This window comes from Pedobacter sp. WC2423 (assembly GCF_040822065.1).
Lineage (GTDB): Bacteria > Bacteroidota > Bacteroidia > Sphingobacteriales > Sphingobacteriaceae > Pedobacter.
In genome coordinates this window covers 424,081-447,703 of the sequence record NZ_CP162005.1, presented here as the reverse complement: position 1 = coordinate 447,703, position 23,623 = coordinate 424,081, and the positions used below count along the sequence as shown (strand labels likewise).

Genomic DNA, 23,623 nt, shown 5'->3' with positions numbered 1-23,623 from the left:
ATTTTAAATTTGAGGGGCATTAATTAAAGCCAGTTGGTGGATACAAACTGATAAACTATCTCTCCAGTATGGGATCTCCAAATCAAAAGTCTTTTTAATTTTAGTTTTATCCATAACGGAAAACTTCGGTCTTACTGCCCTTGTCGGATATTCAGAAGCAGGAATAGGGAATAATTTCACCTCCGTATCACTGAGTTCAAAAATACCCTGCGCAAAATCATACCAGGAGGTCACTCCTTCATTACTGTAATGGTAAACTCCGTAAGCCGTCTTTCCTGATTCAATAATTGTTAAAATTGCTTTTGCCAGATCAATCGCATAAGTCGGCGTACCAATCTGATCAGCAATAATATTCAGCTCATCTCTGTCTGCACCTAATTTCAGCATAGTTTTCACAAAGTTGTTTCCATATTCCGAATACAACCAGCTGGTACGTAAAATGAAATGGGCAGATAAAACAGCTGCAATATCTTTTTCACCCGCCAGCTTAGTGACGCCATAAACATTAACGGGCTCAGCAGCATCTTCTTCTTTCAACAAATTAACAGTGTTACCGCCAAAAACGAAATCGGTAGAAACATGGATCATCACCGCACCGTACGCCTGGCAAAGCAGCGCAATATGCTTTGCTCCATCCCTGTTAACCTGCTCACAAAGCTCCGCATCATCTTCTGCTTTATCTACAGCAGTATAAGCCGCACAGTTAATCACGAATTCCGGCTGCTCTGCAATAAATAATTCTTCAAGCCCTGCATAGTCCAGTATATTCCCTGCACTTTCATCAGGAAAAGAGATAGAACTGATTTTTTTTTGCGAAGCTACTTTTCTGATACAGCTACCCAGCTGACCAGATGCACCTAATACTAATATATCCATTTATCTTTCTGCGTATTGAGTTTCATAATAAGACTGATAATTTGACGAAGTCACGTCCTCCAGCCATTGTTCATTTTCAAGATACCAATCTACTGTTTTTGCCAGACCTTCTTCAAACTGAAGGCTGGGCACCCAGTTTAATTTTTCCTGAAGTTTAGAAGAATCAATTGCATACCTTAAATCATGACCCGCACGATCGGTTACATAAGTAATCAATTGTTCAGAAGTGCCGGATGAGCGTCCAAGTTTTTCATCCATAATCTTGCAGAGCAGCTTAATCAGGTCAATGTTTTTCCATTCATTGTGACCACCGATATTATAGGTTTCCCCGGCTTTTGCCTGGTGGAAAATCACATCAATAGCACGCGCATGATCTTCAACCCAAAGCCAGTCACGTACATTTTCACCTTTACCGTATACAGGTACCGCTTTATTATTTTTAATATTATTGATCGCCAGCGGAATTAGTTTTTCCGGAAAGTGATGAGAGCCATAGTTATTTGAGCAGTTGGAAATCACCGCATCCAGCCCGTAAGTATCGTGATAAGCACGCACAAAGTGATCTGAACTTGCTTTAGAAGCAGAGTAAGGACTATGCGGATCGTAAGCGGTAGTTTCAGTAAACATACCCGCTTCCCCAAGCGCCCCGTAAACTTCATCCGTAGAAACATGATAAAATCGTTTCTGTGCATAGCTACCTTTCCAATGTTCTTTTGCAGCGTTCAGCAGGTTAACTGTTCCAATCACATTGGTCATCACAAATTCCATCGGATTGGAGATAGAGCGGTCTACGTGTGATTCAGCAGCCAAATGAACAACGGCATCAAATTGCTCCGCACGGAATAGTTCAGTTATAAAAGCGGCATCCACAATATCCCCTTTCACAAATTCGTAATTTGGAGCTGACTCTATATCAGTCAGATTTAAAAGATTCCCTGCATAAGTTAATTTATCAAGGTTTACGATCTGATAATCGGGGTAGTTCTTCACGAACCTGCGTACGACATGTGAACCGATAAACCCGGCACCACCAGTAATTAAAATTTTCTTAGTCATCATTGTAGATTTAATGGTTGATTATCCTGGTTCTTATTTCCACAGATCAGCCGGATACAATCCAGATGCTGTTAACTCCAATAGTCTTTCTTTAACGATTTGTGCATCTTCCTTAAAAGTCACACCAAACCATTTGGACTCAGTTGGAATCATTTTCACCACTCCTTCACCTGCACTAATCAGCTGATCTGCAACTTCCGGAATTAAAAATTCAGCTTTCAGATTATTTACATTCTCCTGAAGAAACTTAAGGTAACCAACTTCGCTCCAATTCACAAATTCTGGTGTAAAACAAAAAAAGTTCATACTCACCATGGTATCCAGTGCCAATTCAATAAACTGATCACCATCCTTTGCAATTGCTTTACCATCCCTTTTAACTACTTCTTTACGCTCCGTAATTCCGGTAATATGACCTGCTGCATTCACATTAATCTGACCACGGGTCACTGAACCATGCTCACTTAAGCTATTTTTAAGTTCATATCCGATACAGGCATATTTACCTGCCGCAGCTGCTGTAGTCAGAAAATCATAAGCTTGCTTAAAGGCATCATCACCATAAAAGTCATCTGCATTGATTACTGCGAAAGGCGCATCCAAAACTTCCCTGGCACACAATAGCGCATGCTGTGTTCCAAACGGTTTTGTACGTTCGGCAGAGATCTCCTGGCCACCGCTAAATTTATCCAGAGATTGATAAACATAGTCCAGCTCGATTTTACCTGCGAGCTTAGGCTCAATAGCAGCTTTAAAGGAAGCAGCAAATTCTTCACGGATGATAAAGATCACCTTACCAAACCCCGCTTTAATGGCATCAAAAATTGAATATTCCATAATGGTTTCTCCGGAAGGCCCAAAAGACTCAATTTGTTTGTTACCACCATAACGGCTCGCCATTCCGGCAGCCAAAATAACGAGTGAGGGTTTTAATTTAGTCATAAGTAGAAATGTTATAGGTACAAATATAGTACTCTTAAGGATTTTACCTCATGAACGCAGCATTAAATTTTCACTTAAATTCAATATATTAACATAACAAAGCTTTTATTAAACGCAAATAGCAATAGAAACATAATTATAATAACATAAAAATAAATACATTTGCAACAATAGGATGAGATTAAGGTTAAAAAATCATTAACTTCTGAATTCACTCCTGGTTTATAAGGAATAATTCAATAATTTTAGAATCAAGGGGAATAACTGCCATTAAAACCTCAGGCTATAACTCATTATTCAGTCGTAAATGCTAAAACGAAACAAAAAATAACCATAAACATAATATTTTCAATCATTTAAGAGCAACCACAATCAACCAGAAAAATGAAAAACAACAACTTTGTATTGATAATGGCCGGCGGAGTCGGCAGCAGATTCTGGCCTAAAAGCCGCAATGCCTATCCTAAACAATTCCTCGATATCCTTGGAATCGGCAAATCACTCCTCCAGTTAACATATGATCGTTTTTTGAAATTATGTCCGCCGGAAAATATATACATTGTAACGAATAGTCAGTACAGCAATATTATTATAAATCAACTAAAAGGGATTAGCTTAGAACAGCTAATTTGCGAACCAAGCCGCAACAATACAGCCCCCTGTATCGCTTATGCATCTTTTAAGCTGAACAAAATCAACCCGGATGCAAACATTGTAGTCGCCCCTTCTGATCATTTTATACTACACGAAGATATCTTTATTGATAAAGTTAAACAGGCATTAGCTTATACAGCACAGCACGATGTACTGGTTACCTTAGGAATTTCACCCACCCGGCCAGATACAGGTTATGGTTATATCAAATATGCGGCAGATCAGGATCAGGGACTTCATAAAGTTATGCAGTTTACAGAAAAACCTTCCCTGGAAAAAGCAAAAGAATTCCTGAAAACCGGAGATTACCTTTGGAATGCTGGTATCTTCATCTGGAAGGCCGGCTCTATTCTTAAAGGACTAAAAGAGCACGCAGAAACAATATATACGCTATTTGACAGTGGAAAAGACCTGTATAATACTTCTGAAGAACAGACATTCATCACTGAAAACTATCCAAAATCACCAAACATATCTATTGATTATGCGATTATGGAACAAGCCGACAATGTTTATACCATCCCATCAGATTTTGGCTGGTCAGACCTTGGAACCTGGGCTTCTTTGTATGAGTCTGCACCAAGAAATGGCGACAACAATGTATTATCTGCCAGGCAGATTAATATAAAAGACACCCAGAATAGTATCATCCATATCAATAGTGATAAGCTGGCTATTATCCGCGGCCTTGATAATTTTATTGTCGTAGATGAGGGTAATGCTTTATTGATCTACCCTAAAGATCAGGAACAGGAAATCAAAGAAGTGGTTAAAGAAATGAGTATCACTTTTGGAGAGGCCTTCATTTAAATTATAAGCAAGCGCTCCATAAATATAAATACGCTACCGTACCTTTTTATCCTGATCCTGATGAGTTTTATTGAAAATTTTAATAGTAAGTTAATATTAGTTCCTGTAGCGCTTCTGGCACTGACCAGCCAGATCAAAGCACAAACCTTTAAGGGTATAAAAGCCGAAGTGGAGACTCAGGCCATCGGAACAACCAGCGGGGCTGTTCCTTTCTGGATGCGGTCAAACCAGTTCGGATCCACTCCTTCCCCTGGCGCATCGGGGAGTTTTATCGCAAGATTCCACCGTGATTATCTTAAGCCGTCTTCAATTGATAGTACATCCGGAAAGAAAAAGCTGATAGACTGGGGCTTTGGTTTTGACGGGAGAGCAAATATTGGAAAGGAATCAGCACTCCAGCTGATCGAGGCTTATGCAAAAGTAAGAGCTGGTATTTTTGAACTTAAAGGCGGAAGAACGAAAGATGTGATGGGATTGAATGGAGATACCGCATTAAGTTCAGGTAATTTCTCTGTATCAGGAAATGCCCTGGGGATACCAAAAATAGAACTTTCCATTCCTGACTATTATACTTTGCCAGTCTTTAACGGACTGTTCGCTATCAAAGGAAACTTTGTACATGGCTGGGTTGGAAAAACAAGAATTCTGGACGTTATTAAGGGTTCGCAGTCCAGCAATCAGGTTTATAATATCCAGAATACCCACCCTGCCACTTATTTTCATCAAAAGTCTTTGTATGTTCGTTTGGGCAGGGAAGATTGGAAACTGAAGTTTTACGGTGGATTCAACCACCAGGTCTATTGGGGTAATGAAAAAGAAGCTTACGGGCCTAATTTCAAACTTTCTCCACTCAAATCATTATTTTATGTAGCCACAGGTAAATCTTATGGAACTACCGGCGTACCGACTTCTAAAATTGGCAACCAACTGGGCTCTGTGGATTTGGGCGCCGAATATGATTTCACCAGTATTAAAGTCATGGTATACCGTCAAACTTTTTATGATGTAGGTGCTTTGTCCAAACTGGCAAATATCAGGGATGGTTTAAATGGAATCAGTTTCGGGAATAAGAATTACAACCGTAAAAATCGCGGATTTGAATGGAAGAAAGCATTATTTGAGTTCTTTTATTCTAAAGATCAGGCAGGCTACCCATGGTCCGTACCTACCAAATCTGGTGATGAAGATTACTACAACAATTTCTATTATATGGAAGGCTGGTCTTATAAAGGCATGGGTTTGGGAACACCTTTAATTACCACAAGAAATGATGCGCGGACAGGACAGGCCTACCGGAATGCGGATAACTTTATTAATAACCGGATAGTTGCAGTACATTTCGGTTTATCAGGGAGCTTACAAGACTGGGACTTCACCACAAAACTTACTTATTCGAAGAACTACGGTACTTTTGGAACGAGTATTTTCGGAGGTTCAACAGGCTCGATCAGAAATCCGCAGACCACCAATATCTTTGTGCCGGTTGATCAGCTCTCTTTCTATCTGGAAGGTATGAGACCACTAAACAAGGGCTATAATATTGGTTTTGCTACAGCCCTTGATCAGGGTAAATTACTTTATAATGCTTATGGTTTGCTTTTGAAACTGAGAAAGAGCTGGTAAAATTTACCTGTTAATCTGACCCTTGATCGCAGCAAAGTGATTTGCGTATTGATCAACAATCAATTCCCAGTCATAGATCCTGGTAATCTTATCTCTGTTATTAGCGATCATGGATTGATAAATATCCCGATCATAAACTACTTCCAACAAGTGCCTTTGAACGTCGGCTGCATTCCCGAAATAGAGCGCATCATCTTCTAAAATGTACTTATTAAATGGATTATCATTTGCACAGACCAAACTGCTGGAGGCCATAGCTTCGAGCAGCGATGGATTAGTACCACCAACGGTATGGCCATGAAAATAGAGCTTTGAAAAATGTCTCAGACTATTCAGGATCCCAATATTATAAATTCCGCCAATAAACCTGATTTGAGGATAAGCGCCAAATTTTTCTTTCAGATAATTCCCATAATCGGTTTCGTGTTTTCCGACTACCAAAAATGGGATATTAAGACCTGCCATCGCTACACCTTCCAGGATAACTTCAATACTATTTTCAGGCTCTAACCTGGCAATCAGCATATTATAGGCATACGGAGCGAGTTTGTATTCCTGAAGCATACTGGGATCCGGACTTTCAAATAAGGTAGCTCCGTAAGCAATGAAGGTGGAGTCTTTTTTATATTTATCTTTCAGATAGTCCTGAATCCCGATAGAATCTGATATCAAATGATCACTATATTTTACGCCAAGGCTTTCTGCATATCTTAAAAACTTCTTTACTTTTTCTGAGTACTTTGTCCGCTTCCACTCCAGTCCATCCATATTGGTGGTCACCACTACTTTTTTCGGCAGCATCCAGCCCCATACAGAGCTACTGGTATACCCCAGCTGCAGGATGATATCACAATGCTGTTTCCTCACGTCAAGAATACAGTTCAGGTCGTAAACAAACTGGCCGGCAGTACCCATTTTATCTTCAGGATCGTAACAGTGCACAAGCTTAACCCCATTCCACTCTTTTTCCTGGTAGGGATGGTTATGAGAATTATAAACGATAACTTCAAATCCTCTTTTCACTAACCCAAGCGCAAGGTACTCTGCACATTGTTCAAAACCTCCATAATAGTTTGGTATACCTCTTGTCCCGATTATCGCTATGCGCATATATGATCTTTGCTAATTATATTATAAAATTTATCTGCTATCACTTCCCAGTTATATCTACTGGCTATCTCTTGTTTGATTTGTTCAAAAGGGTATTCCTGATCATCCAGTACTGCACGTAACATAGATTCAAATCCGGATTGGTCTGCGGGATCAAATAAGTATTTGAAAAAGCTAAATTCTGACATCGCCGTCTGATTGGAACAAATCACCTTACATCCGTTCATGGCTGCTTCTATCGGCGGAATACCAAAACCTTCGGCCAAGGAAGGAAAAGCAAAAACTTCTGCCTGCTGATAGAAAGCGTTCAGATCGGGCCAGCTGATGCCTTCCAGAAAATGGACATATTTCCGGTTATCCTCCTGAATCAAGGTTTGTAATTCATCAAAAGCGTCTTGCTCAATTTTCTCTTTTTTACTCCCGATAAAAACCAGGTTATAGCCTTGCTCGTATAGTTTTAAATTCAGGAAGGCTTTCAGGAGCCCATTGTGATTTTTTCTGGGCTCAAAGCGGCTTACGAATAAGATATACTTCTCTATACCATATTTAGCTTTGATATTAATTTCGGATGCTACTTTTGCCGGGTTTACTGTAACGGCATTCGGAGTCACATGAATCTGCTCTTTAGCAATCCGGAACTTTTTAGAAACATCAATTCGTGAATATGCTGAAACTGTTAAGACAATATCTGATCTTTTAGCAGAAGCCAAAAAAAGCACTTTTCTGCTGATCCGGTAAGACCATGGGAAATATTGTTTAAACTCCAAAAACAGCAGGTCGTGAACAGTATTGATAAACTTGCAGTTTTTAACAAAGGGAACAATATATTGAAAGTGTGCATAATCATATTTCCCCTCTTTAATCAGCCTGGGGTATTCAGTCAGCAATCTTTTGATGCTGGAACTTGCATTCAACTGCACAAATTTAAATCTTGGATCAGGAAACAGCGCTTTTAAATGCTGAAGGTCATTCGCACATAAAGAGATTTCAAGTCCTTCGAATTCTACCAATGCGGAATACAGTCCATACATATAAGTGGCTGTGCCCTGAAAAGAATGATCAAAAATATGTGCGTCGAGCAGAATTCTTATCTTTTTTGGTATCAAACTCATTATTGTTTATTTAAAGCTTTTTGTAGTCCTCTGAGGAAGTCCGGCCCTTTCGCAGAAGGAGTCAGATAAGCGCCTTCTCCGTTTTCATTCCATGCGTAGAGCAATGCAATGTTTTCTTTAGTGAGATGTGCTGCATTTTTATTCATCCAGGTCATCATTCCCGAAACGGAATTGTAAACTGATTGCTCAGAATAACCGACAAAATAAGGAGCAGTATCATAGGCATTATTTGTTGCTGCCCAGGGTCTTGGATCCCAGTTCAGGGTAGACACCGGGATATAGGGCAAATCACTGATTTTAGCTACCCTGTTCCATAATCTTTTCTCCGCAGTCCGCATGCTGTCAATAGGAATCTGTGTAGTTTTCGCCGTAAAGCCTGCGCTATGCTGATTATACCCTGTCAGGATATCAAAACCACAGTCCTGGGCTTGTTTGACACTTCGTGCATCACCAGAAATACAGGCAGCCATGGTTACACCAGTTAATCCACTGGCTGCTGCTGCAGTTTTCAATTCCTGAAAAGCACTTTTAACAGCATCTGCCGATCCCAGATCTTTAACCAGGTTCCCGACTGAGAAAATGATGAGCAGCGGTTTACCGTTCACTTTCAAATAGTTTGGCGTTTTAAATTGTTTCACCCACTCTGCCTGAACGGTACTCCAGTCTGCGGTTCCTATTTCAAATCCTTTATGGTTAGCCACCATCAGACAGAATTCCATTTTATCGGTATTGGCAGATTTTTGAAAATATTTCAGTGCATTATTTAAAGGCTCTGTTTTATATTTGTCTTTCCCGCTGTAATACCAGCAGAAACTAAAGAAAGATAGCCCGGCATTAGAGGCTGCTATAATCTGCTGATCAACAACGTTCTGAGAACTTGTGATCCACCCCCATTTTGGTTTCCTGTTCGCAAAAGCGTTCATTAGTTTTGGACTGATATGCTGTGCATATTTTCCAGTCCATCCGTCAAAATAATAAGCTCCCAATTTAATATCAGCAGCTGGTTTTTCTGGTGGGCTGCTTTGAAAGCTACCGGTAAAAGGGATGATCGCAATCGCCAGGATTGCAATGTTCATCCTGAAAGGAAGAAACGATGTCAAATTCATAAGCTATTGAAAAACAGTATATTCATTACTAAAATACTTTCTTAACTGCGCGTAGATATAAGTAAATTTCTTTTTTTCTTTACGGGCTAAAAGGTCAATCATCTGTGGGGTGAGCAAAGAAATCCCTTTAACACCAAAAAATTCGTGGGCATAGATAATCGTATTAGAATAAACGCCAACAACTTCTTTAAATTTCCCATTCAGCAGCATGGATTCTGCCGGAATACCGTAGTCTTCAAAAAACTCTACCTGACTGGAGGTGAGCTTACTTAAAGCTTCAATTTTTTCCGGACATGAACGTGGATGGGGTTTAATAATCACCGTCATTTTTAAGTCGTTACAGCGTTGAATGAATTTCTCATACAGCTTCAGTTCTTCTTGCAGCGGAACGACTTTATCTTCAGAAAGAGATTGGCAGAGCAGCAGGACATCTTTACCTTTAAAGGTATCACCACCTTCAGTGATTTGATAAGCCGTTTTCAGGACAGTCAGAAATTCCTTTTTAAGGCTTGCCAGTGGAACATAACACTCCGGACTCACTTCCTCAACCTTACTGAACATGATCACCTGGCTGAAAATGTGATAATAATTTTTATAGACGTAATATTTGACTTTGGATTGGATGAATACATACCCGGCAATTTGTTTGAATAAACTGTGGTGTTTGAGCTCTGGCAAATAGTCCAGAATTCCATCCTCTGATTTGAGATAAGTTTTATCATCTCCAAAAAGATCATAAATGATTTTAAAGAGCACGGTTTGCTCAGAAAAGACCAGGATTTTTTCAACAGCTTTAAAATAATCGTGTTGCAGGGCCTGCCTGATCGCATCGATATAGGAAGATGCAATTTTAGCTTTCGCCCTGGAAAGCACAGAGAGTTGCGACCATTCAATAACCATGCGGATCGAATCCTGATCAGCATCGAGTATTTTTATAATCTCTGCGAATGATTTCGGAGATGATTTCTCAATGATGTATTGCGGGTCAGTTATATTCTCTTTCAGCATATAGCTCTTAGCCAAAAGAGCTTGCCATGGACTTCCTACGATGATCAACATATATTTTCTTTTCGTTATTTAGTGCTTCAATAGTAATGAGAATTAACAGGGATAATTCTACGTAATAGATTAGGGGCAAAAGGAAGGATACTGCCAGGTAAACCAGGATAATGACGGTAGACAGTGAACCTTTTTTATAATGCACCAGCGGAAATGACAGGTATATAAATACCGCCGTCATTAAACCAAGTTCAATGATTACTGATAAGTAACCGGACTCTATGACCAGGGCGTTATCAAAAAATGCGGCAGTATGTGCACCGACTTTCCCCAGACCAATACCATTTCCAATGTTTTCCCACGCGATTTTATAACCTCTGTCCAGACTTTCAAAATGTCCGGCAGAACTGGTATCTTCCAGCGAGGTACTGTTGCTCCAGAAAGTATCAATGGTACTGAGTTCCATGTCCTGAATAGCAGCTGGGACAACGAAAAACTGGACTATCACCACCAATACGAGCACAACCAGATATTTTACGGTTTTCCGGGTAAAAACATTCAGGTAAGGAATGGCAAAGAAAAACAGGTAGGTAGCAATGGTAGAACGGGTAAAAGTAAGCACCAGGCTAATGGTTAATACCATATTCAGCGTTTTGGCAAATCTGGCACTAAACAGTTCTTTGTATTTGAACAGTAAAACCAGCGCCAGGATCAGGTATACGCTATATGGAATTGGCGCAATAAACCCTCCTGCCCCTCTTTGCAGCAATCCGTAGCCGATGTAAAAGGTAAAGTTGAGTTTCTCATCGCTAAAGGTGTTCACCGGATAACCTGCGTTCAGGTAAATACTCTCTCCCAGAAATAGTTGCTGGATGGTAGTAAATATCGCCATCACAAATGCACCGGTGATAAACCATTTAGAGATTTTTTCCCAATCAATTAAGTCTGACAATTTATAGAGGGAAATGGTCATTAATATCGGCAAAAGGTATATCCGGTAACTATAGGCGGCCAGTAAGCCGACACTGTTAAAGAAAAGATGAGCGGTTAACAGGAAAATAGTACTGAGCAATATAATGAGCTTTATACCACTTATTTTAGGCCCTTTATGCGTAATAGCCAGGATAAACAGGGCTACCACAGCTAATTCCTTCCAGAGCACGATCAATGAGAAATATTTTCTCAGGTATCCGTTCACGATCAGTGAATGCCATGGAAGCAACAGGACAAGGCTTAAAAATAATCTGTTAACTAATGCCTTCATTATTTGTCTTTTTAAAAATGTAGCAATAAGAATAAAGCGCAATTAAAAATTCTGCCGTCAATAAAGAAGCAATTGAACTGTACTTCAGATACCCCAGAAAATAACCCAGCAGATTCAGCACCAGTACGATCACCAGACCATAGATTGTTAGCCGGTTAAAGATTCCTCCACCTTCAAATGCTTGTAAAAAAGTAATGGTAAAAAAGGACATACAGACTACCCCGATCAGCGCTACACCGATAGTAAAGTTGAACCGGATAACCTCAGAAATAGCTGTCGTTTTCGGTACGATGATATGGATAATTTCATCCGAATAATTCAGGTAAATAAGCAGGAATAGAACGAAGCATAGTGTGGCACCCAGATTCAGAAACATCGATAGTTTAAGTGCTTTTTTCCGCTCAAGTTTACAGAAGTATGGGTAAACAGAGGTAATGAGTATCGCCCTGCCCATACTGAAAATATTATAAAAGGTGAAAGCATAAGAGATCATCCCCAGCGTAGTTTTATCCAGCAGGAAGCCGACCAGGATTAAACCTATCGAATTATAAGCTCTGGCACAGAAACTGCCGGTAGTAAAAAGCATAGTTTCATTAAACTGGCTTTTAGGCCATGTTTTTTTGATTCCGACCAGCACGAGGTTGGATTTGGTAAACCATTTTAAAAAAAATCCGGAGATTATAGCTGCAGCCAGTAACGGGCCGATCTTGGCGACACTGATGATATAACTGTTGGTCAGCTCAAGTTTCTTCCAGATCAGCAGGTAAAGTACCAGTAAAGCAATTCCGTTGGTAGTGAGGTTGATCAGTGCCTGGCTGGATATTTTACCAACCCCCTTTAAAATCCAGTCGCAGTAATAGAGATAGATTAATCCCCATATAATCAACAGCGCAGCAAAAGTAAAAGAGTCTTCCATGAAGAAGGAATAGACAATGGAAAACAATACCCAGACTATAAATCCTATAAAACGGAAGGTACTCACCGTAGTGACCATTTTCCTGATGTCTGTAATTTCCTTCAGCTTGATCAGCTCTTTTACCCCAAAATTCTGCGAACCGAAGTCAATGACAGTCTGCCCGATAGAAGTGATGGTGATAAACAAAGAAAAGTACCCATAAGTACTGACAGAAAAATTCCTGGAAACCAGCAGCACAATAATTAAAGTGCAAAGCCTGTTCAGGGATTCAAAGAAAACCGTCTTAAGGATACTGAATTTCATTGGGAAACGATGAGCTTGAATTGCGTGATATAATTTTCAGAAAGACGTTTCAGTTCAGGATTGTTGTAGCCTGTAAATGAAATATTATTGACTGTGGCCGCGTCATAGTCATTGATAGAATCACCGATCAGCACAACTTCATTTTTATCGTAATGATTCGCTGTTAATACCTCTGCTACCAATTGTTTTTTGGGAGTCGGAGAACCATTGATGGTTTTAAAGTATTTGGAAAGTCCCAGCTCGTCATTGATCATTCGAAGTTCTTTACCGTCAGATCCGGAAACGATATGCATCTGGAAATCCTGCCAGTTCGCTTTGATAAATTCAACACTATCAGTAATCAATAGTTTCTCATCCATCAAAAGAGAAAGCATGATTTCAGAAAATTGAGCTGCAAACTCCAGCACCTGCGCCTCAGTAATCGTTTCTTTCCTGATCTGTTCAAAAAAATATCTGAATTTCACATACCTGGAAAGACCACCATTCAGTTCATGATAAGCCATCAGCTCGTCCACTTGTTCTTTTGGGTATTGCGCTAATACCAGCTCAAATCCTTTTGATCTTATGGGCATGGAGTCCATAATGACTCCATCGAAATCCCATAATATTACTTTATACTTTGATAGCATCTTCTTTTAATTTAGCCAATACTTCTGTCAGGTCTTCCGGATTATCTATCGCAATAGATTCACTGGACAACTCAATCATTCTCACTTCATAATTCAGCTCCAGAAACCTCAGAATCTCAATATCCTCTTCTGCCTCCAGAACAGTCTTATTTTTAGTTTCAGCAAAAGCTTTTAAAGCCGTGTAAGGAAATGCATACACGCATACTTGTCTCCATGCTTTCACAAAATCCAGGCTTTTATTTCCCGGAACAGGGCTTCTTGACATATATAAAAGCCTGCCATCTGGTCTGAAAACAACTTTGGGTACAGATTTGCTTCTGTACTGTCTTTCATCTGTAATCGGACAATACCCATTGAGGATCTCCCCCGGATAAGTATCCAGGCGGGAAATCATTTGAGTAATATCATCAGGGTTGAACAAAGGTTCATCACCCTGAACATTGATGTAATAGTCTGCTTTCACCAGCGCTGCAACTTCAGCAATCCGGTCTGTACCGGTTAAGCAGTTGTCTGAGGTTAATAAGACCTGAATACCAAAGGACTCGCAGTGTTCTACAATGCGCTGATCTTCAGTAGCCACATAGACTAAACTCTTATCTACGGCCTGAATACATTGTTCATAGGTGCGCAATAACATGCTTTTACCTTTTATATCGATTAACGGTTTTCCTGGAAACCTGGTCGATTGATACCGTGCGGGAATAACTACAATAAAATTCATTAGCATACCAGACTATAGACTGAACCGGACTGTAAGGTTTTATACCTTGTAGGAGTTAAAGAGATAATATCTTTAGCATAAGTTTCCTGGAAGATCTGGAACAAAAATTCATTTTCGTCTACCAGGCTTCTTTCCAGCTGAGAAATTGAAGCTTCCTGATAACCGTCAAAGCCAGCAATATAAATCTCTTCTGCTTTTAATTCCAATGCCGTTTGCAAGGCCAGGATACTGTGCGACTCTTTAAACTTATCAGTAAAAGATATTTGTTCAAATTCGAAGCATTGATCATGGATCTGCGCAGGAATATAAGTACCCATTTTTCGTGGGAACGGAGGAAAAACACAAATACCTTTAAAATCTCCAAGGTCACTGAACACTTTTTCCAAACGATGGCCTTCATTCCCTACCAGGCAATAGAACTGGTCTGCCTGAACATCTTTGTAGTACAAAGCATTTTTTGAACTTGAATGTACAACAGCTATATTTTCAGTGTGATTGATAAATTCAATAATGGCTTTGGAATGCTCCACTGAATTTGGTCCGCCTCCCAGAATAAGTACTTTATCATAAGATTTTGCAGGTGTAAAAACTGGCAGCTGCTCATTATCTTTTATATTGTTTTTTTGATTCTGAAGCGCTCTGACCATACTATTCAGGGAATACACACGGGTTGTATACCAGTCCATTACATCTTTTTGAGGCAATGAATTTGATCCTGAAATCATATAAGGTACGTTAGTTCCCCATTCGTATTTTTTTAAGAGTTTATCAAAGCCGTCAACCACATTTCCAATCGCATTAAAATCGATGTCCATGTTATATTTGGTATTTAAAACTGAGAGTAACAGTTCAGTTTTTAAATTCCCTGCGCCGCGTCCCATTCCTAAAATGGTTGAATCCACAATATCAGCTCCATAATCAACGGCTGTCAGTGAATTGATCAAGGCCATTTCCAGGTTATTGTGGCCATGGAAACCAATTTTACAATCAGTTTTTGACCGGATCAGGTCCATGGTTTGTTTCACATCGTCAGGAAATACACCGCCGTAACTATCTACCATGTAGAAATAATCAGCCAGGCCGTCAAGACCACTCAGCTCTTCTACAAAATTGCCGTATTGTTTCCATTTAGACATGTACATCACGTTGAAGCCAACTTCAAAACCGTATCTTTTGATTTCGGCAGCCAGTTTCAGCGCACGTCCTAATTGCTGCGGATCGAGTGCGATACGCACCATATCCACGATACCGATGATAGGCTGCAACAGGTCAGCTACGTGTTCAACTCTGATATCTTTTTCATTAAAAATGATCACGAGCTTTTTAGTGGTCAGACTTTTTAACTCCTGCAATTCATAAACAGGAGAATAAAAATATTTGCCATAATATTCTTTAATGGGAATGCTTCTGTAACCCACCTCAATGTAATCAACTGGCAGGTTGTTTAGAGAGGACAAATAAGTATGAACTAAACTTTTATCGAAGTCCCAGTTCGTGTAGTAACCACCGTCCCTTAAGGTACAATCAAGTATTTTAAACATAATTAATTAAGATTTGAACAACTTTTTAAACCACTTTTTATTTTTATTGTCTGGGGCATCGTATGAGCCATAACCGTAACCATAGCCGTATCCGTAGCCATAACCGTAACCATGACCATCAATGTCATTGACAACGATTCCAATATTTTTCATCATTTCATTCCTGCTCAGATCTTCCACAATATTCAATTGCTGTTTGGCAGTGAAGTTTTGTCTGACCAGGTATACACAAGCGTCTGCATGGGCAGACATCAGCTGCGCATCCGCAACGATCCCGATTGGCGGAGCATCTATAATGATATAATCAAACTGTAATTTGAGTTCTTCAATTAATTCTCTGGTCCGGTCATCCAATAACATTTCTGCCGGGTTTGGCGGTACAGGCCCCGAACTGATAATCGATAAGTTTTTATGGATACTTAAAGGTTTTATAATATCCTTTGCAGTTAAATTGGGATCAATAATATAATTGGTAAACCCTGAATCATTTGGAATATCGAGCTTGGCAGACAGTCCGGGCTTACGTAAATCAAGTTCCATTAAAAGAACTTTTTTATTGGAAAGCGCCAGTACATTTCCCAGGTTAATCGCAACAAAAGATTTTCCTTCACCCGCCATACTCGAGGTAATCAGAATAACCTTCGCCTCTGCGGCTTTCATGTAGAAATAAAGGTTAGTTCTTAAAGCTCTGAATTGCTCAGAGACTGCAGATCTTGAACTATTGGCCACAACCAGGTTAGTTCCTTCTTCGTTATGACTGATTTCTCCGATTACAGGAACAGCGGTTACTCTGCTGATATCTTCTTTAGTCTGGATCTTATCATTTAAGATATCTTTCAGATAAATAACTGAAACAGGAATAAACAAGCCCAGGAACAGCCCAACGATATAAATCATCGCTTTTTTAGGACTGAATGGTTTCACCTCGGATTTAGGCGGGTCAATCGTTCTGGAATTTGAGATATTTGATGTTTTAGAAATTGCAGTCTCTTCACTTTTCTGCATCAAAAAGAGATAAAGCTCTTGCTTGATTTGCTGCTGACGCGCAAGGTTCAAATAATTACGCTCGATTTCAGGTACGCCGCGAACCTGAGTCTCCGCCTTTTTCATTTGATTGCTTAATCTGTCCCTGGTAATGGTAAAGGCATCCAGTGTGGTCACCAGATTAGCTTCAATATCAGCTCTTGCGTTTGCGATTTCCTTATCCAGTAATATAATCGCCGGATTGGCTTCAGTGACACCAATTAATCTTTTTGCCCTTTCCAGTGTCAGGGTATTGAATTTTTCTACAGCACCACTAAACACTAAATCTGCCGGTACTAAAGAACTCGGTAAAACGCGTTTGTTCTTTGTCCCGTCTTTCAGGTATTCCTGCAAACTTTTAAGAATACTGATCTGGGTTTCAGTTTTACTCAGATCACTCACATACTGCCCCGTAGTCTGCACCAATAGCTTAGACTGCTCGGTCATATCGGCCAGGTTATTCTTTTGTTTAAAACCCTGAATATTACCTTCCAGGTCACCTAGTTCCCTCCCGATGAAATTCAAACGGTTCTGAATAAATTTAACGGTACTGTCAGCAATTTCATTCTTATCTTTCACGTTTTCCTGAACATAGCTTTCAATCAGCTTATTCAGTATATCCTCTCCTTTTTTCGGTATAGGGTGGTTTAAAGAGACATCGACAATCGTAATCAGTTTATTTTTCACCTCGACGGTAAGATCTTCCATCATATCTGCCACTTTGGTATCGACAGAATTGATGTTCACATTGTATTTGTTGTATAAATCCGGAACTTCAGGATTTTTGGTAATCAGCAGGGTTCCAACATGAGGGACCTTAAAAGGTTTACCAAAACTAACCAGTGTATCCAGCTTTTCAGAACTGATCGCCAGCTGGTTGTTTTTCAAAATCTCCACACCAACATTCGTTTCTTTAATCGTATCTTCTGCGGAGATTATTCTCACCTTAACCGGTGATTTGTAAAGCTCTGTGTTCTTTACTCTTCCTTTTCTATAATAAGTGATGTTAAGGTTCATATCCTGAACAACACGCTCCATCAAGTACCTGGTCTTTAAAATTTCAGCTTCATTATCAACAGTACTTTTTGCCCCAAGCAACCCGCCGAGGTCACCTAAAATATCACTGCCGGCCATCAGGCCACTGCCCTTTTTCTCGTCATTCACCAGTACTCTGGCAGATATTTTATAACTGGGTGTTTTATACCTGGCATACAGCACAGCAAAAGTAACACAAATTAATAATGACAATAAAATCCAATACCAGTTGTATAATAAGCGTGATATAATTTGCTTAATATCTAAAGCATCATCTTTTTGTGATATCCTGTTTTCAACTATGTTATTCATTGGTTTATACTAAAAGGGTGAGCAACTAGAGCCTTGAAAACAAGACAATTAAAACTGAGAGCGCAGTTCCAATAATGGCATAAGTCTGGGTTCTTGCCTGGTTTAAGGACGCAGCTTTTCCTTTGTTAGGCTCGACGTAAATGACATCGTTTTGTTTGAGGTAATAAAAAGGGCTGTTAAACAGTTCGGAAGAGTTTAAATTCAGCCGTGCGAATTCCTTTTTACCATTATTCTCCCGGATCAGCAGCACGTTCTCACGTCTGCCAAATATCGTCAGATCTCCGGCCAGCCCCAAGGCATCCAGCACACTAACTCTCTCATTTGGCAACACATAAGAAGCCGGCCTGCTCACTTCTCCCAGTACAGTAACTTTAAAATTAGCATAACGTACCTGCACATTCGGATCTTTGTAAACGACAGCAGCCTTCTCCTTAATCAAGTCTCTGGCCTGGAAAGTAGTCAACCCCCCAATCTTTACTTTACCGACGATAGATAAATCAATTTCCCCATTTTTATCAACCAGGAATCCTGAAGCAGGAGGCGTAGCGACAATACCGCCGGATGGCCCGGGAATAGTACTCAGCGCCTGCGTACCTACCTGATTTACCACCATAGAAGTAGCCGGATCAATCGTAAATATGGAAATAGAAAGGATGTCATCAGGCTGGATAGCTGGCTCTGTGAAGACTGCTGTATTGGCTAATACAGATTTTTCTGCGGACGTAATGTCCTGAAAATAAGGTACATTTTTAGTACTTGCGCAGGATGCAAAAAGTAAAGTCAGAAACAGTATTGCACCGTTTCTAATTTTACCATTTTTAAAACTTCTTCTCATAGGTGGATAAGGCGTTTTTAACGGGTTATAATTTTAAAAGTTTATTCGGGCTATCATTGGCAGCTACATATTCTTTGTGCCCTGTTTGAATATATAAGTCGTTTTATCTGAATATTAAAGGAAGATCTCCTTGTTTTTAAAATCATAGTTACCTAGCTTTTGATATAAAGCACCACTGGTAATTGCATTCGAGAGCACATGCAAATGCCTGTTATGATGTAAGTCTGTAGCAGCAAAATCATAAAGCTTGTTTTCCAGCAGATAGCCGGATACACGTTTCACTTCATTCCCATAATATCCACAAACAGCTAATAAATTTAACTGAAACAGCACCCCCATTTCTTTATATCTATTAAATCTGGCCAGATATTGATGATTGAAGGAGTAGCGCTCCGGATGTGCAAGAATGACCTGATAGCCATGAATCTGCAAGTCAAAAATCACCTGATCAATTCCAGGAGTTTCAGAGAGATAAGACATCTCTATCAAAATATATTTCCCCGGCAAACAAAGCAAGTCATTTTTAACTTGAAAATTTTCGTCTATCATATATTCAGCAGCAGCAGCAATATCTACCTCTAAACCAGATTTTTCCAATTCAACTTTAACCTCTTTCAATGCAGATGAAATCGTACTAGCGTCGTTTGGATACAATTCCTTAAAAATATGAGGTGTACAAATGAACTTACCAAAACCCAAATCACTTAGCTGATGAATCAGACTCAAAGATTGCGCAACATCAGGAGATCCATCATCAATCCCTGGCAATAAATGGGAATGTATATCAACACCCAGCCATTCTATATCTTCAACTCGGTTTTTTTTCTTAAAAAAAGTAAACATTCTTTATAATATGGTATTTCGTGAAGCAATAAGAATCTAGTTTCTCTAATAGAGGATAATAATGTATGTTTTTTAACGAAAGTACAAATTTATTCATACATAAAATGATTTGCACGTTAAATTATTGTGTTTTTTTTATCAAGTAAAGGTACAACAGTCAAAAACAGCACATTTAATCCGACTTAAAAACACAATCAGCCAAAAAAATTACGGCAATAAAATAAGTGTTATAAAAACAAATAACGACTACACAAAACAGGAATAATCAATACCAAAACCGGCTCAAAACATATTTAAAAGCTTTATAAGACTATAACCAGCTCTCATCCTCACATTTAAGCAGAACACCACATCGAAGACTAATACCGTTCCGCTCATCCAGAAGTAAATTCAAAAACAACCTGCAGGAATACACTCCAGAAGCTGGAATCGACGATTAATTTCTAACAGCCAATCAAAAAATAAAATTAAAAAATCACCTTTAGTTAATTATTTTTTCCAAAAAAATCTTTAAAAACACAATAATTTTCTTATTTAATATAATTAAATAAATATATAGTGTAATATTATTATAATTGATTAAAACAATTCCCCTCAAATAAATGTCAAACAGGATGAACTGATATGCTTGTCAGCATTGATATTTAATGCCCTGAATAGTAGTCTTTAAGCAGGAATGTAATAATAAATAGTTAAAGCATAAAACATTATAGCGATTTCGGGGTTTAACATTTACAATCAATACTCCTAACGCCTTTATAAATTGGAATTCAGACATTCAGCAAATCATATAAAAAAGTTCAATCCTGCCCGGACAAGACTCTATTTAATATCGAGGTTATTTTTATTAGCCGGATTTACAACCGTAAGCAGTCTTGCTTATAGCCAGGAACTCAAATCTGATTCCGTAAAAAAGGATTCTTTAGCCGCTGCCGCTGTCAGGCCTGCTGACTCGACTGATAAGCAGTATGATGTTGCTGACTTATTCAGAAAGGTCTTACATCCCAATAGAAAGCCAAATCCGCTGCGTAAAAAGTCTGGAATTACACCAATACCTAATGTGGCCTACAATCCAAGTATTGGAGCACAAATAGGTATAAAGGCTGTAGCTGGCAGAGTATTAGGAAGTGACCCCAACACATTAATGTCTGTAGCAGCCACTTCAGCTTCTATCACCACTAAAGGGATTATTTATTTTTATATCAATCATAATATTTACACCCCGGGTAATAAATGGAATTTCCAGGGTAGCCTGGTTGCCGCAAAAACTGTCACACCGGATTTCGGATTAGGTATAGGAAATAACAATCCGGGAACTGCTGAAGACGAGGCATTGTTAAATCCCGATCGAAAGGGCTATGTGCTGCATGCGCAGTATTACAGCTTTAAAGAGAAAGTATATAAACAAGTTAAAGAAAACTTGTTCGTTGGTGCTGGTGTATCATTTGATATCAGAAGAAAGATTGAGGACAGAGCAACAGAGAGCGACTTAACGCCGTATAATATTTACAGTGACCGTCATGGATTTGACCGTGATCATTATAGTTCAAATGGCTTGCTTTTCAATGTGCAGTATACTACTCGTGATAATCAGAACAGGGCATATAAAGGGATTTATGCAGATGCAGGAATCAGGGTAAACCAGAGCTGGATAGGCAGCACAAAAAATGCGGTACAATTCACCACTGATTTCAGAAAATACTGGAGTCTTTCTGCGCGTAACCCTGAGCATGTAATTGCGTTCTGGAACTGGGGATCATACCTGGCCAGTGGAGCAATACCCTACCTGGAATTACCGGGAACAGGAAAAGATCCGGCCTTCCGTAGCGGAAGAGGTTATACAATAGGCTATTTTAAAGGGACTAATTATAACTATTCAGAATTAGAATACCGGTTCCCGATCACCAGGAATAAGTTTTTGAGTGGCGTTACCTTCTTTAATGTACAAACGACCAATGATGAGCTGGGTACGAAAATATTTGACAAGTGGCAACCTGGAGGAGGTGCAGGTTTACGTGTGTTATTCAATAAAGCGACACGGACCAATCTATGTCTTGACTATGCCTTCGGAAATTACGGTGCAAGAGGATTCTTTCTGGGATTAAATGAAGCGTTTTAAATGCTGAAATTTGTTTATTTTTACGAAATACAGCTATAAAAATCTATGAAGCCATTCTTATATACTTTTTGTCTGTCGGCATTAATTGCCGGCTGTCATTCAACAGAGAAAAAAATATCAGTTCAGGACACAACCACCAAAGAAGCAGTATCCCGCCGGGTAGCGGTGCAGGAACATCTTCCGGAAAGCTTTTACAAAAGATTCCAGGGAATCATTGGCGAGCGGAATGTAGTGGTCAATTTAAGCAGGACCGGGAATAATTTTACAGGTACATATGATTATAATGGCACCCAGGTGAACCTGATCACTGATACAATAATTAGTCAGGATAGTATAATTCTGACTGAAAGTGGTCTTGGAGACCGGTATTCGGATGACATGCCTGCCGGACCAAAATTACAATTGAAGTGGACAGGAACTGTATTAAGCGGACTAAGGGTACAGGGCAAAGAAAAATCAAGTATCCGACTGGAAGAAAGGTATCCTGAAGGAAGTTATACTTTTAATATTGCCAGCTATCAGGATTCAATCAAGGCATTTCCGAAAATAAAAGATTCACCTCAGGCAGTGATTAGTTATGAATATTTAATGCCTGCCGGAAAAACTCCAGAGGTCTTATGGCTGGATAAGCAGTTCAGGAAACTCCTGGAAATACCAAATGCACCTTCCTGGATGGCAGGTATAAAAGCTGATGCAAAGAGTTATCTGAGTGCATACAAAACTGAAATAAGCAGCCTGAAAGATGATGAAGACAGACTGAGTGCCAGTTCAAACTATTCCAAAACTCAGCATCTTTATATGCAATACAATGGTGGAGGTTTTGCTATTGTCAAGCATTTATTTGATGGCTATTCTGGTGGTGCACATAATAATTATGCGACAACATTTTATTGTTTTGATGTGAAAAACCAAAAACAGTTAGCCTTAACTGATGTCATCAATATCGATTCTGTTTCCTTACAAAAAATAGTAGAAAAGAATTTCAGAGTACAATATAAAGTGAAACCTGGTGAGGCATTAACCACTCAATTATTTGATGATCACCTGGCAGCGAACAAGAACTTCTTTTTTGATGCCAATGGAATTGCATTTTTATATAATCCTTATGAAGTTGCCAGTTTTGCGCAAGGACAACTTGTGGTGTCTGTTCCCTACAAGGATTTAAAGAAATATCTTAATCCTGCTTTTGTTAAAAAAATGGAGCTTAGTTTATAACAGGATTCTATAATTTAATACAATGGTTGCGAAAGATATAAAAACAACGGATTATAAAAGATTATTTAATGAAGCCCGGGCATTTGCAGTTCAGTCACATGGTGATCAGAAATATGGTGTATCTCCTTATGAGATACACCTTGGAAATGTAATTAGTGTGCTGATGAGGTTCAATGTTGACCTGAGCACTCCATATCATCTGAACTTATTAATTGCGGCCTGGCTGCACGATGTACTGGAAGATACCGCAGTGACCAGAGCCGAACTGGAAGAGAAATTCGGAGCAGTAGTTACTGAAATCGTTTACACTTTAAGTGATGATCAGGGAGCCAGCCGGGCAGAAAGAAAAATTAACTTCTATAAAAAGATAGCCCAAAATGAAGAGGCCATTATTGTAAAACTTGCAGACAGAATTTCAAATGTTGAGTTTAGTCTCATCCATGGCAATGACCGAAAGTTTGAAATGTATAAAGTTGAACAGCTGAAATTAGAAGAAGTATTAATTCCGGTATTAAAATCAGCATTAGGCCTTGAACTTTTAGCGTATCTCAGGAAATTATTAAAATAGATTACGCATTT

Annotated in this window: 20 protein-coding genes; 5 read left to right on the top strand and 15 right to left on the bottom strand. The window is 39.2% G+C overall.

Annotated elements, in window-relative coordinates; all coding sequences use genetic code 11:
• Window positions 1-3: 3 nt before the first annotated feature.
• From rfbD to AB3G38_RS01460, 3 genes are read right to left on the bottom strand one after another with little or no spacing between them, the layout of a single operon-like run.
• Window positions 4-876: a dTDP-4-dehydrorhamnose reductase gene (rfbD, locus tag AB3G38_RS01470; protein ID WP_367866723.1), complete on the bottom strand. Its 873-nt coding sequence runs from the start codon at window positions 874-876 to the stop codon at window positions 4-6.
• Window positions 877-1,932, bottom strand: a complete 1,056-nt coding sequence (rfbB, locus tag AB3G38_RS01465; RefSeq protein WP_367868741.1) for a dTDP-glucose 4,6-dehydratase — start codon at window positions 1,930-1,932, stop codon at window positions 877-879.
• Between the two features lie 33 nt (window positions 1,933-1,965).
• Entirely contained in the window at window positions 1,966-2,874 is a 909-nt protein-coding gene (locus tag AB3G38_RS01460) for an NDP-sugar synthase (protein ID WP_367866722.1), read from the bottom strand.
• A gap of 384 nt (window positions 2,875-3,258) precedes the next feature.
• Here AB3G38_RS01460 and AB3G38_RS01455 point away from each other — a divergent pair, with 384 nt between their 5' ends.
• Window positions 3,259-4,338, top strand: coding sequence for a mannose-1-phosphate guanylyltransferase (locus AB3G38_RS01455; RefSeq protein ID WP_367866721.1), 1,080 nt, complete (start codon window positions 3,259-3,261; stop codon window positions 4,336-4,338).
• Between the two features lie 60 nt (window positions 4,339-4,398).
• Window positions 4,399-5,961 (top strand): capsule assembly Wzi family protein, encoded by a 1,563-nt coding sequence (locus tag AB3G38_RS01450; protein WP_367866720.1) that lies wholly within the window; start codon window positions 4,399-4,401, stop codon window positions 5,959-5,961.
• 3 nt (window positions 5,962-5,964) lie between these two features.
• On the opposite strand, the gene AB3G38_RS01445 is transcribed toward AB3G38_RS01450, so the two are convergent.
• From AB3G38_RS01445 to AB3G38_RS01390, 12 genes are all read right to left on the bottom strand, one after another.
• On the bottom strand, window positions 5,965-7,071 hold the full coding sequence (locus AB3G38_RS01445; RefSeq protein ID WP_367866719.1) for a DUF1972 domain-containing protein: 1,107 nt from the start codon (window positions 7,069-7,071) through the stop codon (window positions 5,965-5,967).
• Window positions 7,062-8,183: a glycosyltransferase family 4 protein gene (locus tag AB3G38_RS01440; protein ID WP_367866718.1), complete on the bottom strand. Its 1,122-nt coding sequence runs from the start codon at window positions 8,181-8,183 to the stop codon at window positions 7,062-7,064. Before AB3G38_RS01440 ends, AB3G38_RS01445 begins: the two co-directional genes overlap by 10 nt.
• Window positions 8,183-9,289 (bottom strand): glycoside hydrolase family 99-like domain-containing protein, encoded by a 1,107-nt coding sequence (locus tag AB3G38_RS01435; RefSeq protein ID WP_367866717.1) that lies wholly within the window; start codon window positions 9,287-9,289, stop codon window positions 8,183-8,185. Before AB3G38_RS01435 ends, AB3G38_RS01440 begins: the two co-directional genes overlap by 1 nt.
• 3 nt (window positions 9,290-9,292) lie before the next feature.
• Window positions 9,293-10,348 (bottom strand): alpha-2,8-polysialyltransferase family protein, encoded by a 1,056-nt coding sequence (locus AB3G38_RS01430; protein ID WP_367866716.1) that lies wholly within the window; start codon window positions 10,346-10,348, stop codon window positions 9,293-9,295.
• Window positions 10,305-11,552: a hypothetical protein gene (locus tag AB3G38_RS01425; protein ID WP_367866715.1), complete on the bottom strand. Its 1,248-nt coding sequence runs from the start codon at window positions 11,550-11,552 to the stop codon at window positions 10,305-10,307. The genes AB3G38_RS01430 and AB3G38_RS01425 overlap by 44 nt, the downstream gene beginning before the upstream one ends.
• Complete coding sequence (locus tag AB3G38_RS01420; protein ID WP_367866714.1) at window positions 11,536-12,771, bottom strand: hypothetical protein; 1,236 nt, start codon at window positions 12,769-12,771, stop codon at window positions 11,536-11,538. The genes AB3G38_RS01425 and AB3G38_RS01420 overlap by 17 nt, the downstream gene beginning before the upstream one ends.
• Entirely contained in the window at window positions 12,768-13,400 is a 633-nt protein-coding gene (locus AB3G38_RS01415) for an HAD family hydrolase (RefSeq protein WP_367866713.1), read from the bottom strand. The genes AB3G38_RS01420 and AB3G38_RS01415 overlap by 4 nt, the downstream gene beginning before the upstream one ends.
• The gene (locus tag AB3G38_RS01410) at window positions 13,384-14,121 is read right to left on the bottom strand and encodes a 3-deoxy-manno-octulosonate cytidylyltransferase (RefSeq protein WP_367866712.1); all 738 of its coding nucleotides are present in this window, start codon (window positions 14,119-14,121) and stop codon (window positions 13,384-13,386) included. Before AB3G38_RS01410 ends, AB3G38_RS01415 begins: the two co-directional genes overlap by 17 nt.
• A complete protein-coding gene (locus tag AB3G38_RS01405; RefSeq protein WP_367866711.1) occupies window positions 14,121-15,662 on the bottom strand; it encodes an aldolase catalytic domain-containing protein in 1,542 nt (513 codons plus the stop codon). The genes AB3G38_RS01410 and AB3G38_RS01405 overlap by 1 nt, the downstream gene beginning before the upstream one ends.
• A 6-nt stretch (window positions 15,663-15,668) precedes the next feature.
• Window positions 15,669-18,032, bottom strand: coding sequence for a GumC family protein (locus AB3G38_RS01400; RefSeq protein ID WP_367866710.1), 2,364 nt, complete (start codon window positions 18,030-18,032; stop codon window positions 15,669-15,671).
• A 25-nt stretch (window positions 18,033-18,057) separates the two neighbouring features.
• Window positions 18,058-18,867: a polysaccharide biosynthesis/export family protein gene (locus AB3G38_RS01395; RefSeq protein ID WP_367866709.1), complete on the bottom strand. Its 810-nt coding sequence runs from the start codon at window positions 18,865-18,867 to the stop codon at window positions 18,058-18,060.
• Window positions 18,868-18,981: 114 nt separating this feature from the next.
• Window positions 18,982-19,710: a tyrosine-protein phosphatase gene (locus tag AB3G38_RS01390; protein WP_367866708.1), complete on the bottom strand. Its 729-nt coding sequence runs from the start codon at window positions 19,708-19,710 to the stop codon at window positions 18,982-18,984.
• Between the two features lie 763 nt (window positions 19,711-20,473).
• Here AB3G38_RS01390 and AB3G38_RS01385 point away from each other — a divergent pair.
• From AB3G38_RS01385 to AB3G38_RS01375, 3 genes are read left to right on the top strand one after another with little or no spacing between them, the layout of a single operon-like run.
• Window positions 20,474-21,829: a BamA/TamA family outer membrane protein gene (locus AB3G38_RS01385; protein WP_367866707.1), complete on the top strand. Its 1,356-nt coding sequence runs from the start codon at window positions 20,474-20,476 to the stop codon at window positions 21,827-21,829.
• A 45-nt stretch (window positions 21,830-21,874) separates the two neighbouring features.
• Entirely contained in the window at window positions 21,875-23,044 is a 1,170-nt protein-coding gene (locus tag AB3G38_RS01380) for an RsiV family protein (RefSeq protein ID WP_367866706.1), read from the top strand.
• A gap of 22 nt (window positions 23,045-23,066) precedes the next feature.
• Window positions 23,067-23,612 carry an HD domain-containing protein gene (locus tag AB3G38_RS01375; RefSeq protein ID WP_367866705.1) on the top strand — a complete coding sequence of 182 codons (546 nt, stop codon included), beginning with the start codon at window positions 23,067-23,069 and terminating at the stop codon, window positions 23,610-23,612.
• The last annotated feature ends 11 nt before the right edge of the window (window positions 23,613-23,623 follow it).

What these genes read in the sequence shown, in the direction of transcription:
- rfbD (WP_367866723.1), bottom strand. Translation starts at nt 876, where the DNA reads ATGGATATATTAGTATTAGGTGCATCTGGTCAGCTGGGTAGCTGTATC.
- rfbB (WP_367868741.1), bottom strand. Translation starts at nt 1,932, where the DNA reads ATGACTAAGAAAATTTTAATTACTGGTGGTGCCGGGTTTATCGGTTCA.
- AB3G38_RS01460 (WP_367866722.1), bottom strand. Translation starts at nt 2,874, where the DNA reads ATGACTAAATTAAAACCCTCACTCGTTATTTTGGCTGCCGGAATGGCG.
- AB3G38_RS01455 (WP_367866721.1), top strand. Translation starts at nt 3,259, where the DNA reads ATGAAAAACAACAACTTTGTATTGATAATGGCCGGCGGAGTCGGCAGC.
- AB3G38_RS01450 (WP_367866720.1), top strand. Translation starts at nt 4,399, where the DNA reads ATGAGTTTTATTGAAAATTTTAATAGTAAGTTAATATTAGTTCCTGTA.
- AB3G38_RS01445 (WP_367866719.1), bottom strand. Translation starts at nt 7,071, where the DNA reads ATGCGCATAGCGATAATCGGGACAAGAGGTATACCAAACTATTATGGA.
- AB3G38_RS01440 (WP_367866718.1), bottom strand. Translation starts at nt 8,183, where the DNA reads ATGAGTTTGATACCAAAAAAGATAAGAATTCTGCTCGACGCACATATT.
- AB3G38_RS01435 (WP_367866717.1), bottom strand. Translation starts at nt 9,289, where the DNA reads ATGAATTTGACATCGTTTCTTCCTTTCAGGATGAACATTGCAATCCTG.
- AB3G38_RS01430 (WP_367866716.1), bottom strand. Translation starts at nt 10,348, where the DNA reads ATGTTGATCATCGTAGGAAGTCCATGGCAAGCTCTTTTGGCTAAGAGC.
- AB3G38_RS01425 (WP_367866715.1), bottom strand. Translation starts at nt 11,552, where the DNA reads ATGAAGGCATTAGTTAACAGATTATTTTTAAGCCTTGTCCTGTTGCTT.
- AB3G38_RS01420 (WP_367866714.1), bottom strand. Translation starts at nt 12,771, where the DNA reads ATGAAATTCAGTATCCTTAAGACGGTTTTCTTTGAATCCCTGAACAGG.
- AB3G38_RS01415 (WP_367866713.1), bottom strand. Translation starts at nt 13,400, where the DNA reads ATGCTATCAAAGTATAAAGTAATATTATGGGATTTCGATGGAGTCATT.
- AB3G38_RS01410 (WP_367866712.1), bottom strand. Translation starts at nt 14,121, where the DNA reads ATGAATTTTATTGTAGTTATTCCCGCACGGTATCAATCGACCAGGTTT.
- AB3G38_RS01405 (WP_367866711.1), bottom strand. Translation starts at nt 15,662, where the DNA reads ATGTTTAAAATACTTGATTGTACCTTAAGGGACGGTGGTTACTACACG.
- AB3G38_RS01400 (WP_367866710.1), bottom strand. Translation starts at nt 18,032, where the DNA reads ATGAATAACATAGTTGAAAACAGGATATCACAAAAAGATGATGCTTTA.
- AB3G38_RS01395 (WP_367866709.1), bottom strand. Translation starts at nt 18,867, where the DNA reads ATGAGAAGAAGTTTTAAAAATGGTAAAATTAGAAACGGTGCAATACTG.
- AB3G38_RS01390 (WP_367866708.1), bottom strand. Translation starts at nt 19,710, where the DNA reads ATGTTTACTTTTTTTAAGAAAAAAAACCGAGTTGAAGATATAGAATGG.
- AB3G38_RS01380 (WP_367866706.1), top strand. Translation starts at nt 21,875, where the DNA reads ATGAAGCCATTCTTATATACTTTTTGTCTGTCGGCATTAATTGCCGGC.
- AB3G38_RS01375 (WP_367866705.1), top strand. Translation starts at nt 23,067, where the DNA reads ATGGTTGCGAAAGATATAAAAACAACGGATTATAAAAGATTATTTAAT.